At 42.8% G+C, this 13,384-nt stretch carries 11 protein-coding genes; 1 reads left to right on the top strand and 10 read right to left on the bottom strand.

From position 1 onward, the window contains the following. From ACTOY7_RS17780 to ACTOY7_RS17750, 7 genes are all read right to left on the bottom strand, one after another. The coding region (locus tag ACTOY7_RS17780; protein WP_482672724.1) for a glycosyltransferase at nt 1–382 on the bottom strand (382 nt) is incomplete at its 3' end. A 30-nt stretch (nt 383–412) separates the two neighbouring features. Continuing rightward, entirely contained in the window at nt 413–1,714 is a 1,302-nt protein-coding gene (locus ACTOY7_RS17775; protein WP_482672723.1) for a hypothetical protein, read from the bottom strand. 371 nt (nt 1,715–2,085) lie between these two features. Beyond that, complete coding sequence (locus tag ACTOY7_RS17770; RefSeq protein ID WP_482672722.1) at nt 2,086–3,216, bottom strand: glycosyltransferase; 1,131 nt, start codon at nt 3,214–3,216, stop codon at nt 2,086–2,088. Nucleotides 3,217–3,274: 58 nt separating this feature from the next. Then, the gene (locus ACTOY7_RS17765) at nt 3,275–4,390 is read right to left on the bottom strand and encodes a glycosyltransferase family protein (RefSeq protein WP_482672721.1); all 1,116 of its coding nucleotides are present in this window, start codon (nt 4,388–4,390) and stop codon (nt 3,275–3,277) included. An 11-nt stretch (nt 4,391–4,401) separates the two neighbouring features. After that, nucleotides 4,402–6,183 (bottom strand): sugar transferase, encoded by a 1,782-nt coding sequence (locus ACTOY7_RS17760; protein WP_482672720.1) that lies wholly within the window; start codon nt 6,181–6,183, stop codon nt 4,402–4,404. Nucleotides 6,184–6,375: 192 nt separating this feature from the next. Then, nucleotides 6,376–7,719: a DegT/DnrJ/EryC1/StrS family aminotransferase gene (locus ACTOY7_RS17755; protein WP_482672719.1), complete on the bottom strand. Its 1,344-nt coding sequence runs from the start codon at nt 7,717–7,719 to the stop codon at nt 6,376–6,378. A 452-nt stretch (nt 7,720–8,171) separates the two neighbouring features. Further along, nucleotides 8,172–9,011, bottom strand: coding sequence for a transcription termination/antitermination NusG family protein (locus ACTOY7_RS17750; protein ID WP_482672718.1), 840 nt, complete (start codon nt 9,009–9,011; stop codon nt 8,172–8,174). A gap of 805 nt (nt 9,012–9,816) precedes the next feature. Between ACTOY7_RS17750 and ACTOY7_RS17745 the strand changes: the two genes are divergently transcribed. Next, a complete protein-coding gene (locus ACTOY7_RS17745; RefSeq protein ID WP_160283381.1) occupies nt 9,817–10,422 on the top strand; it encodes a VanZ family protein in 606 nt (201 codons plus the stop codon). A 274-nt stretch (nt 10,423–10,696) separates the two neighbouring features. Here ACTOY7_RS17745 and ACTOY7_RS17740 read toward each other — a convergent pair whose 3' ends face one another. The 3 genes from ACTOY7_RS17740 to ACTOY7_RS17730 are packed head-to-tail and all read right to left on the bottom strand — an operon-like array spanning nt 10,697 to nt 13,376. Continuing rightward, a complete protein-coding gene (locus tag ACTOY7_RS17740) occupies nt 10,697–11,146 on the bottom strand; it encodes a type II toxin-antitoxin system HicA family toxin (RefSeq protein ID WP_482671671.1) in 450 nt (149 codons plus the stop codon). A 55-nt stretch (nt 11,147–11,201) separates the two neighbouring features. Further along, entirely contained in the window at nt 11,202–12,407 is a 1,206-nt protein-coding gene (locus tag ACTOY7_RS17735) for a DNA polymerase Y family protein (protein ID WP_482671670.1), read from the bottom strand. 42 nt (nt 12,408–12,449) lie between these two features. Continuing rightward, complete coding sequence (locus tag ACTOY7_RS17730) at nt 12,450–13,376, bottom strand: damage-control phosphatase ARMT1 family protein (protein ID WP_482671669.1); 927 nt, start codon at nt 13,374–13,376, stop codon at nt 12,450–12,452. Nucleotides 13,377–13,384 lie beyond the last annotated feature (8 nt).

The raw sequence follows: 13,384 nt of genomic DNA, 5'->3' as shown, positions 1-13,384 counted from the left end.
GTGCCGCTACGTCAGGATAATTGTTCATTATAAGATGATCATATAAACTATTAAGCGCATTTATACACAGTTTATCATCTCCATCCAGCAATACAATATAGATTCCACTTGCGGCTTTTATGCCTGTGTTTCTTGCCGCAGACAACCCTGCATTTTTCTGGTGAATTGTTCTGACATATCCATTCTCAGCGGCAAATACATCACATAGTTCTGCAGAACCATCTGTAGAACCGTCATCTACTAATATGATTTCACAGCTATCTGCATTTTGTTTTATAATGCTCTCGATTGATTCTTTCAGGTACTCTTTAACTTGATATATTGGTACAATAACAGAAAAAAATATATCTTCATAACTATAAGATTCTTTTTGCTCTTCCAATTTCCTTCAAACTCCTCTTCTGTTACCAATTCATGCCATATCCTTCGCTTTATCTGACTTATCAATAGCGAGGGATGAAAATAACAGGCATACAGTCACTGCCAATCCAGGATTGTAAAAATTAGAAAGCCCTTTGATTTCAAACAGTGTAAGACACACCCATAGTGCAAAATACAGGCTTTTAAACCCTTTTCCTACCTTACTTCCAGCTTTTCGTAATATAAAAAACCAAAAAACATATAAATATACTGTTCCTAACAATCCCATGAGCCATATATTGTTTGTGATTCCGGGGTCTGCATGATGATAGCCGACAGCATCTCCCATCACATTATGTCCTGTCCCAAACAAAAACTCCAGGGGACTATCCGGAAACTGCCAGTTGCTGTTATTCATCAAATGTCCAAATGATGTATATGATGCGGAACCCTTACCTAATTTACCTATAGCCAATAGATTTTGTTTGACCCAATTATAGACAAAGGGATTTGTTGTCTTCACAATACAAACGACTGCGATGGAAAATATTAATAAGCCAATAATATATTTTATACTTTGAAAATTTCTTTTAAAAAAATACGGCAATAAAATAATTGCACTAACCACAAACACAAATATGACTCCTGTAACAGAGTTAAAAAGAGGAACTAAAAACAAAATCGGCATTACCCAGAAATACTTCTTTTTATATTTTAATGCCATAAATAATGCCAATGCCGCAATTATACCGGTTCCCCACCCCAATGCATCCTGAAGATTATTAGAAAACGCATTATATCTTCTTGCATACTCCCATGCGGACATATTCAAGAAACTTCCGCCATCACCATTTGTCTTTGACATGAATTCAACTATTCTGGCCTTTATATCTGGAGAACTTACCATCAGTATTGTAAACACAGACTGAATGAGACCTGCCGCAATTATTGATTTTATCAATTCTAAATAATTATATCTGTATTTTTTGCAATATAGTGCTATATAAATTGCGCAAACAGGCAATTCTACCACAACCATAAAAGTACGATACAACTGTGTCACTTCATTTATTAAATTGATTTTTCCAGAAAGTATACACAAAAACATCAAAAACATAACATAGACCAACAGAATGCCATATCCTGCATAAAATGTCTTTGTAATTTCATCCTGAAAAGCTTTATTTACTGATACTCTGTATCTTAGCGCCAAGACCATCACAGTGTACATAAATAAAATATGAAAAAAATTAAGCCTTACAATAAGCGGCGGCGCAAAAATAAAAGCAAATAAATATAAAGTTAAATATACTTTCCCCAAATCATATTTATGATTACTTATCATTAACGTCATTTTTCTACCTTCTTTCATTTTTAAGCAGTACCCTGAAACAAAGAAAAAATCATTAGATGATAGGTGTACACTAATATTGTAATACTTACATTGAATACAGGAATCATCAAATCGAAACAATGTCCTATCACAACAGAAATGATTCCAAAGGCCTTCATAATATCAATAAAATCATTTCTAGTCTATGTATTCATATTATCGTATATTATAGTTCTCATTCACTTGCTCACTTGGAATTAATACTATATTCATGCGTTACTTTGTCATGCCATGATTAAATTTCCCGTATTGCTTTTTTTGACCATTTGTTAATTCGCATATTAGCTGACTTGATTCTTTTCTTTCCATCAATAATTCCGTTCATTCCAAAATTAATATTTTTTCAACATTTCCTCATTAATAATTTCTACTATGTGATTAGCATTGTACCTGTTATAGAATTCTTCCGCAGCTAATTCCTTTACTTTTTTATCTACAAACTGCCATCCATTCAAAATATTAATATAGTCTTCTATTTTGGTTGCATGCTTGAAAAGAGTTATATTGGAATTGTCACCAATACCTTCAAATGAAACATCTGTCCCGATTACGGGAGTTCCTGTCGTCAAAGTGTCAACTACTTTTACCTTCACGCCCGCTCCCTTTTTTAACGGTGCAATCAATGCTTGGCACTTTGCAATTTCATTTAATGGATTGTCTACATAACCTATCACCTTAAATCTTTTGTCACTTTCAATCTTGAGCTTGTTTTTTTCATCCATTCCTCCGCCTATCACAATATATTTGATTTTTGGAACAATGCGCTTTGAAACTTTATTAATAAACCATATCAGGCTTTCTATATTTTCCTTTCGATTCCAAGCCCCATAAAAGCAGAACAGATTAGCCTTTGTTTCAACCCCATCGTACTTAAAGCTTTTATCTGTCTTGAGATAGAAATTAACTGGTTGCGAATTGACATTATAATTCTTTTCAAGCAATTTGCAGTCTTTTTTGCTGAACGTAAAAATTCTGTCGCCGTGATTCAGTATTCTTGACTCTGTCTTTTTTATCAGATAAACATTAAACGGTATTTTTCTCCTGGAATACCGTTGATATATAATATCATGACACATAAATAACTTAAGTGGATGCTTCAAGAAAATGGAATAAATCATAACTTGAGAAAAATCAAAATATACTAAATCATACATATTGGAAATCTTTTGAATATATCTGACCAATTTTGAGTCATATCGTTTTGTAAAAAAAGGATGGTACGTAATATGCTTTATGCAATTAAGCATATTAGGTCTACACACTTTCAGTATATGAACGGTATCAGGAACCTCCATAGCATGTCCTGGATATTCAAATGATATCAACGACACGTCATAATCTGATCTCACAAGTTCTTCAATTACTCTTTTTGTATAATTTTGTCCTGCGGTCCTGCTACACGGAGGAAAAGCTGTAATCATTAATATGCTCTTCTTATTTTCCACATTCTCTTCCAATTTCACACCATCTTTCCTACTTCTTTCGGATTTTTTAAGAAAACTCGTATTTTGAACGTCTTGCTTATATCAAACACATCATTTTCTTTCTAAAAACATCTTCTGTAAGATGAGACTCAAAGAATCCTCTGCTATTCTTCCGTCTATCCACATACCATTTTGCATTTGAAAAATCTTTCTCATTTCCAATATTTATTTCTTTGTCAATATTCATCCCACATCCATACGTCTCAATAACATCCCACGTATCGCCTTTAATGTTATTTATTATAGGTAATCCTGACTCGAAGTAGTCAATGCTTTTCATGGTAAGCCCAATGCAGACACTATCTTTCATTATGTTCAATCCATAATGGCAAGAGTCAAATATCCTCTGCTTTTCTTTTTTGTCATACACTGTACCTCTGAAATCAACTTTTGCTCCCGCTTCCTTGGCGATACTGCAGAGTTCATATTTCTTCTCTCCATTCCCAACAATAATCAGTTTTACAGGCCTAATCTTTCTGCACTTTTCTATTATTCTCCCTATTATATTGATGTCTATAATATTGTTAATAGAACCAAGGTAGCAAAGATTAATTTGATCATCCGGCAAATTTAGATGTGGTAGATATCCTATATTTTCACGCGCCAAATAAAGCGTTTCAACTTTTTTTCCATCAAGCACATGACCTAATACCCTTCTATATAAATTACACTCAGTTACTATCACATCAGCATATTTCAGATTCTCATCTCTAATCATCCTCCATACATAAAATGGAGGGGTGTGCTTTAATCCTCCCATCGGCATCGTTTCCGGCCACAAATCAATCAAATCTATGACAAGTTTTATATGGTCATATTTCTTTTTAATCTCTGCCGCATTTTTAACGAAACTATTCGGCGGAGCAAAAACCCACAAAATATCAATCTTTCGCTCATGCTCTTCCACCCATGAAAACATGTCTAGACTAAGCTGAGTATGACTATGCAGCCGTCTGATGCTAATATTTTTTTTATATGGTTCAGCGGTAAAAAATTTGAAGTTATCTTTCGTATCAAATCTTCGGCATTTTTCTATATGCCTGAAATCAGACATCAAGACCTCTACACTATGTCCTTGTTCCACCAACATTTTTAATAACAAATCGGCGCGATGTTCCCATGTGTCAAAACAGTCTATAATTGCAATGTTCATTAGTTGTCTCCCTAACCTGCCACAGAAATCCGGTCTGATTCTGTTTCAATAATTGATGATCGTAAGTCTACCTTCTGATAATCCATCCCTTCATACACTGACAACTTCTGAATATAGTATGAGTTGCCAAAGGCCTTCCTGAATATGCCCTGAACTTTTCCAAGCGGAACATGTTTGGCCGCAAAAGCAAAAAAATTCAGCAACTTAATTGTATAAGTCGGTTTATCTACTGTTATCGAAATCTCGTGGACTAATCGTGATGTAGAAGCATATCCTTTATTCTGCGGAAAAAACACTCCCCCACTATTACTAAGCACCAACAGGCTTACAAATTCACATAGATTTTCTATATAAAGCATGGATCTTCTATTATCCACATCCGGAAACACAGCTAGCTTTCTGGCTATCTTGCTTAATATCGGATAGTTACCTTTAGAGCCTCTGCCATAAATCATTGGAGGCCTCAGCACCGCAACATGGAAATCTTTGTCATCCAATTCCCGCACACCCTTATCCGCAAGCCATTTACTGTTTCCATAAAAATTCTGCGGTTCTGGTACTGTGTGTTCATCAATCCTTTCCGCTCCCCCATAAATAATCATAGAGGACATAAGGATAAACTGCTTAACCCCTGATGCCTTAGCTTTTTTGCAGCATTCAACTGCAAGATCTGTGTTCACTTCATAATACTTTTTCTGCTCTTCTACTGCAGCCTTTCCCACATCTGCATGAGCTATTCCCGCAACATGAAAAATGGTGTCATACCTACTGAAATCATATTCACGCCAGTTCCCATCCACCATATCGATGGTTGTGCATTCTATATTCGGATAGTAACTCTCACAGTAAGTCTTGAAAGACTCGCCAATATAAGAGCCTGCCCCTGCGATTAGAACACTTTTATGAGCATGTTTATCTATATGGAACTTCTTCTTATATCCATAATCTTCAAAACCAACATCTGCTGGATTAACAGATTTGATTGGACGATAACTGCTCCTACTTCCTGTACCACCTTCAACTATACCATCATGCTTCAGTACACTTTCTATCGTCCCAAAGAAGCACTTACAGTCAGTCACGAAGGACAGAGAGCTTACATACTCCCCATCAATCCTTGCCTTCTCAACTATCTCCAGTTCATCCCTACCTCTTATCTGCGCAAGCCCTGTGAGTCCTGGCAATACACTATTTGCACCGTACTTATCGCGTTCAGCCACTAAATCATCCTGGTTCCAAAGTGCCGGCCTTGGACCTATTACTGACATCCGTTTTCTAAATATATCCCAGATTTGGGGAAGTTCGTCTAAAGAACTTGCCCTCAGCACCTTTCCGACCTTTGTGATGTACTTCTCTGGATTTTCCAACTGATGCGTCGGTACATTGTGGGGCGTATTCATTTTCATACTTCTGAACTTATGAATCAGTATATAGTGTTTATCCTTCCCTATCCTTTTCTGTGTGAAGAATACTGGACCTGGATCATCAATATACACAGCTAAACTAATCACTCCAAACACCGGAATTAAGACTACTAACCCAATGAATGAGAGTATCTGATCTAAAAATGGTTTAACCACCCGTTCATAAGTTGTCCGGGTTGCTTTGTTCTCATGTACGGAACTTGCCGCTTTCTCATCTCCGGGACGCGCACAATCGTAAGTTTCTATATATGGATTATCATCATCAATATCCGTCGGCTCGGTTCTTTTCTTCGCAACAGCTTTCATGATACCGTATGTTGCAGCCACTCCTGTTCCAGCAATAAGGAAATTTCTAATTACTTTTCCCATAACGATTGATAGCCCTTTCTAATCCCTACCCAAAATATTTATAGAGTGGATAAAACATGATTTATCTAGATAATGCTTATTCCCAACATACCCTACAACTATTTCTGTATAAACATCTATATATGATCCATGATCTGCATTAATCTTCAATCATCAAAATAAAAATGTGCATAATCATTCCATTTTTCCATTTCAATCAAAACAAGACCTCACGATCTCAATAATCCGCTCCTGCTCCTCCCCCGTCATCTTAATATCCGACGGCAGACACAGCCCTCTCTCAAAACAATCCTTCGCCACATCGCACCGCACCCAGAACTCCTCCCGGTCAAATTCCGCATACTCCCTCTTAGACCCATCCAGCGTGATCTGATCAAATTCCCGAAATACCGGCTGCATACTCATCGGCTTATACACCGGCCTGCTCTCCACATTAAACGCTTCCAGCGCGTCATAGATCTCCATCGGCGATGCCGTCCCGTGCTGGTTCGTGTAGGTATACTCCCGCTCCGACCTGGTTTCCTTGAACTGAATATTGCTCTCGCAAGTCATACAGGACATCCAATAATTCGGCTCCGTCCCCTCGCCCACCGGGTTCATATACATGATATCCCCGTCCAGCTCCTCCAGATATCTCTCATAAATCGCCCGTTTCTTCGCGATATGTTCCTCCAGATGCCGGAACTGTCCAAGGATCAGCCCCGCAACGAGATCGCTCATCCGGCAGTCATCCCCCAGCTCCTCGTGCTGGCTCCATGGCGCCGCGGCTCTGGAATGGGATGCCCGGCTTCTCGCCTTTTTGGCGCTGTAATCATCATTCGTAAGAAGCATCCCGCCAACAGACCCCGTAATGATCTTATCGCTGCCGAAGCTCAGGATTCCATAGTCGCCAAATGCCCCTGTCTGCTTTCCGCAAACCTTTGCTCCCAGAGATTCTGACGCGTCCTCAATGAGTAACGCGCCGTGGGCCTCGCAGATTTCCTGAATCCTCAGGATCTGTCCGGGAAATCCATACGCATGGTTCATCATAACGAGTTTCACGTCAGGATACCGCTGAAACGCGATCTCCAGCACTTCCGGGTCCATGGACCAGTCCTCGTCTGAAGCGTCCACAAAGACTGGCTCCCCGCCCTCAAAGAGAATGGCGTCTGCCATGGTAGAGGATGCAAAATCGGAGCAGAACACTCGCTTTCCGTGCAATGCCCCCGCCTTTCCGAGACCGCCGGCAGCGGAGATTGTCGATGTGCTGCCATAGATCCGTTCCGCGGCGAGCTTTACCGCCATGTGCATTGCCGCAGTGCCGGAACTGAGTGCCACCGCATGTTTTACGCCAATGTATTCTGACGCTTCCTTTTCCAGCCTGGCGATGTTTCTGCCTGCGAAACCCTCGTCAAATGCTTTGTCTATAAACGTTTTTTCCTCATTGTGCATGGTAGGCGACGCAAGCATGACCCGCCTCTCGAATTTTCCTTTATTCTTAAAAATGCCTTTGAATCTGGGCTGTTCCCTGATACACCTTGCCGCAATGTCTGTCATTTTCGCTCCTTTTCATTTCATATATGCACATAATAATGAAGGGGTTGCCGGAAATTCCCGCAGCCCCTTTACAAATTAATCTTATTCTATTCATCTGATGATCTTTCCTTTTCCCCTTTTGGGCATAGCTTCGCCATCCGTGCCATAAGCTTCCTTTTCCTCATTCATACAAAACCTTCTGATTTTTGGGCAGGCTTCGCCACCCGCAGGTTTGATGAATCCTTTCCGGAATCTCATCCCACGCTCCGATTGCGCGCTATGACCAGAATCAGGGGTGGGGTAACGTATACAGCGACTACCCGTCCGTCATCATCTTTTCAAATCAAAGCATTCTAAACTAACGCATGATTTTTCTCCTTTATTCTACTGACTCCTGATGAATCCATGGATGTCTGATCACATGATCCCCGCTCCGAAGAAACCTGTATGAAATGGTGCCCGAAAGGAACCTCTTATCTCTGCTTCTTCGCCCCCATCATCATATTCCGGAGGTTTTCCAGATTCACTTCTGTCCCGTCATGCAGGACCATGGGCGCGTCGCTGTCATCGGGGAACCAGTACCGTTTCGGCTTGAGTTCAAATCCCGCCCTTACGGCACGTCCGTTGATCTTGATGTCCAGATACGCTTTCCGGTCATGGGCGTTTACCTTGGCGATGCGGTTCTGGTATTCCTTCAGCGGCCCTTTCATGACAACATATTTCCCGCCTTCCCGGTATCCGTAGGACATCCACAGAACGCCTTCCGAGGGAATCCGGAGCGCTGCCGCTGATTCTTCCCCATGGTTATTTTTGCATATCCCGGCTCTTTGCGTATCCTCTCTGCATGTACCGTCTTTTCCTTTCGCATCCCCGCCTGCTTCCTGATCCGTATCCTCATTTCCGCAGGCCAGAAGAAAATCTAAAAATGCCCTCTCATCTTCTTTCAGATTCATCCGGATATATTGGTATTCATTGACCTCATCCGCTCTCTCAGCGGCATCGCCGCCGGAAATCTTCTTTTCACTGATACGCAGCTCCTTGATGAAGGACGATACGTCCCTCCGATGCTCTTCAATAAAGTGATGGAGCTCCTCCGGCTCCATATCAGAACGGACAAATAGATATCCCGGAAAAAGCGCCCGGATCTCTGTCTCTTTCCTATCGTGCCTCCACAGCTCAATGCAGGGATAAAATACAGTGCCCCTCCCCTCCGGAAGGGATTTTTTCAATACCGCTGTCACTTCCCGCTGCTTCAATGTCTGCGTGTAGAGAACACAGTAATGAAATTGATGTTCCTTGTCATTTTGCTTCATTGATCATCGTCCTAAATCATGGATTTTGCTTTTTGTCTGCCGAGGTAGCCTATGTTTTGAATCGCAGATTACAACCATCTGCGAGAAAGCGTTGAAAAGCCCATGAAAACAGGATTCATGAAAAGCAGACCGATTTATCAAACCACTTTATCACCTTAAAAATCACCTTATTTCTTCTAACTATAAGACTTTCAAGAGCTAAACAAGATAATTTAAATACCTTTTGTATAAAGAAAATCTGTATATAGCAAATTTACTGTATTATTATGCCTTCCTGACTGAAGCGATATGATGCTCCGGGAAAAAATGGGTGTTGACAAATCTATCTGTTGGGTGTATTGTAACAGATGTCGAGATATACTATGAAGTTTTTCGTAGATGGTTGTAATCTGCGAAGAATTTGTCAATATTATTTTTCTGTATTTCCCGGAAATTCCTCCTCTTTCCATAAGTCATATTACAGATATCACAATTCTTTTACACCCTTTTTGGTTACTGTGCATACAGTGTCGCACACCTGCCACAGGGCATCCGACCTATAAAACAGCCGTTTCAGGCATTAAGCCCTTTGCCATCGGGCAAATTTCAATGATCTGGATATGTAACTGACACTTTACAAATCCAATATTCCGTGTCATACTTAGTAGCTGTAGGAACGATGGAATTGCAGTGAACACATATAGGAACAGCAGAACTATAAAACCGCAGTTCACAGTTTTTCTTCCGTGAACCGCGGCATAGTAAGAAGCTGTATATAAATACAGCCCCTCTGCACATTATTTACATATTTATGGAGTGATCATTTATGAAGCATATTATCATATTCTTTTTGAAGCCTTTGTCATTTCTTCCGGCCCTTGCCATGATGTACGTCATCTACGGCTTTTCCGCTCAGGACGCCGGTGCTTCGAGCAATCTGAGCTATCAGGTCAGTTATAAGATTGTGGAGATTGGAAATGAAATCCTGGATAAAGGACTGGATGAGACACAGATTGCGGATTATGCAGACCAGATCGGATATCCGGTCCGGAAGCTGGCGCATATGACGGAATATTTTCTGCTGGCCGTTGCGGTTTCCTTTCCGTTCTATGTATACGGGCTGCGGGGATTCCCGCTGATGCTGGTGGCCGGGTTCATCTGCGTCGCTTTCGCGGCAGGAGACGAATACCACCAGTCCTTTGTCGCCGGACGCGGCCCCTCGGTAAAGGATGTGGGCATCGACAGCATCGGCGCTTTTTTCGGGATCATGACCGTTCAGATCATCTGCTGGGTCTTTCTGGCCCCGGCCCGCTCTGCCAGAAGGCAGGAGGAATTTGCCTACCGGAAGCGGGCCAGACGGGAAGAGGCACAGCGGCGGCGTGAAACCATACGCCGGCAGGAGGCAGCGCGGCGCAGACGATCCCGGTATTAGGAACCAAAATAGTAAGTGATTTTTGCGCAATTCCTTAGGAACTGGCACAAAATAACTTCCCGATAGTCCGCAGGATTTCTCTTCAGGAGTGCTACCAAAAAATCAGGCGCATAGCGGGCTATGTAACTGATTTTTTGGTAGTGCTCCAGGAGAGAAAGACAAGGAATATGGGAAGTTATTTGGGGACAGTTCCTTAGCATAGACAAACGAAAACATCCGCTTTCCTTCCGCAGCTTTCATGCTGTCATATCGGAAAGCGGACGTTTTTATTTCTTCATCCAAAAGATGTACCTGTTTTTCTGCTGACTGTTTTTGTATCTACTTTTTTCCTGTACTCGGAAAAATCAACATCCACATAGGTTAGAATTCCTTTTGAAAAATCGACGATCTCCGTATCTAGCTGTACCTTTTCTATCGCTGTATCATGGTCTGATGGAATTGGAATCTCTTCTTTCTGATCTTCCATGGAGATTCCAGACAGCCCGATCGCATCCCTTGCCATTTCATATGATTCCTCCAATGATAATTTCCATTTTCTCAGTATCATCTTTGCCAGATTTTCATTGACTTCCTTGTGCCTTGGAACCTTTTCTGTTTCATTCCCACGTCTATATATATCATGATTTCGACCATGTCTCTCAAAGACAAAACCCGCTGCTTCTAATTTTTTATCAAGTCTCTTTGCTTCATTAGCGTTCCTCTCTTTTTTGTTATTATTACACACTAATTACACAATCGCCAATCAATTTTATATTGTATGACCCAGACCCTTTGAATCACTATTTTACTTTCTTCATCCTGCTGGCCTTCATCACCGCGTCGTCCCCATATTTTTTCCTGATCTGATTCATCGCCGCATTCAGCCTCTGCCGCTTTTCATCCATAGGCTTTTGCGGCTCCAGGTCAAAGATGGACATCTGCTCCGGTTCCCCCGCGTCCACCAGCTTTGCCGTACGGATCCCTAAGAGACGCACCGGTTCCCCGGTCCATGCCTCCTGAAACAGCCTGCATGCGGTATCCAGCAAGACCTGTTCGTCGCTGGTAGGCTTCGAAAGCTGGGTCTGATGGGATATGGACTGAAAATCATGATATTTAATCTCCATGCTGACCATGTTGGCCTTCTGCCCGGCTTTGCGCAATCTCCTTCCCACACTCTCCGCCAGTCCGGCAAACACTTCCCTGACCTCCTCATAGGTGGCCGCATCCTCCGCCAATGTAGTAGAATTTCCGATTCCCTTGGCTTCCGCCTGCTCCCACTGAACAGGCGAATGGTCGATGCCGTTGGCAAACTCCCACAGCATTTTCCCGTGGCTTTTCAGGTGCAGTTCGATCAGACTTAAGTCTGCGTTCGCCAAGTCTCCGATGGTATTGATCTCCAGTTTTTTCAGTGCCTCCACGCTGGAGCGCCCCGCCATAAATAATTCTCCCAGAGGCAGAGGCCACATTTTCACGGGCACTTCTCTTAAAAACAGTGTATGTACCTTGTCCGGCTTTTCAAAATCCGAGGCCATCTTTGCCAGCAGCTTGTTCTCCGAGATTCCGATATTGACCGTAAAGCCGAACCGCTCCCGGATCCCGTTTTTCATCAGAAACGCGGCATCCAGCGGGGAAGGAAACCGATCCGCAATGTCCGTAAAATCCAGGTAGCATTCGTCCACGCTGACCTGCTCAATCTTCGTGGTAAATCCTCTCAGATATTCCATAAGCTTCTGGCTTTTTTCCCGGTACATCCTGTGGTTTGGCGGCTCCATCGCCAGATTGGGGCACTTGCGGAATGCGTTCACCACAGGCTCCCCGGTACGGATGCCGTATTTTTTGGCAGAGATGGACTTGGCCAGGACCACGCCGTGGCGGGATTTCTTGTCTCCGCCGATGATAGACGGGATCTCCCGCAGATCCACTTTTGCTCCGTTCTTCAATTGTTCTACCGCCGTCCAGCTTAAATAGGCGGAATTCACATCTATATGAAAAATCACTGGTGACATGGCATAATTCGATTCCCTTCAAAATGATCTGTACGCCCCGTGTTAAACTTTTTCCTTTTTTTCGATCTCACCCTTCCCATCCGCGCCTCCTGTCATGATGTTTACCCGCTCTTCCTTCACAAACACCGATTGATACTGCTCCAGCCCGAACCTGCGGACGAACAGTTCACACTTACAGAGAAACAGGTAATAGGGATTCACCCCTTCCCCGAACAGCCCTTCAAAATTTCCCTGGCCCTTGGAGATCACCACATCGGCATCCAGAAGGAGCCGCCTTGTCTGTCTGCTGAACCGCTTGAGGACCGTGCCCGGCGCCCCGTTGTCATTTCCCACACAGGGCACCAGATCTGTCAGCCCCACCTCCCGCGCATCTTCCATGGTGGCGTCATTGATCACGTCATTTCCTCTGACGATCGCCGCAATCTGCAGGTTTGGATAGCTTTCCTTCAAAAAACGGATCAACACCTTGTCCAATACGATCTCCCCGCAGTTGTCGGTCAGATAGACCAGCCGTTTCGCCTTTCTCAGATCCTGCTGAAATGCCTGGTACTCCTCCTGGGGAACCGTCTCCAGGGCCGCCTTTTCCAGCAGCGCTTCAAAGGTCTGCTCCGTAACATGCTCCACGGCGGAAAAGTCGATATAATTTGCCGCGCAGACATACTTGATGCTCTCCTCTACCGGATCCTCCGATTCCCGGATCCGTCCCACCAGTTCCTTTTCCTTTGCCAGAAGCAGCTGGTTATACTGATGCTTGATCTCCGTATAATCCTCAGATTCTCCCCAGAAGTCCTCATACAGCCGGCCGATCTGCTCCGCAAGCCACGGCGAAGACTCCGCGCGGCCGTGCCTGTAGAGGATTTCCAGTACCCGATGCATGTAGTCGGATTTTTTATGTTCATCGGAAAACGGCCGGATCAGCTTTTCCTGCTTGTCGATCATACAGGCGATACACATGGAATTTGCTTGCATTTTTTATT

The organism is Schaedlerella sp. (assembly GCF_056796775.1).
Note: the sequence above shows the minus strand (reverse complement) of the source record. Positions and strands in the feature narration are given on the sequence as shown.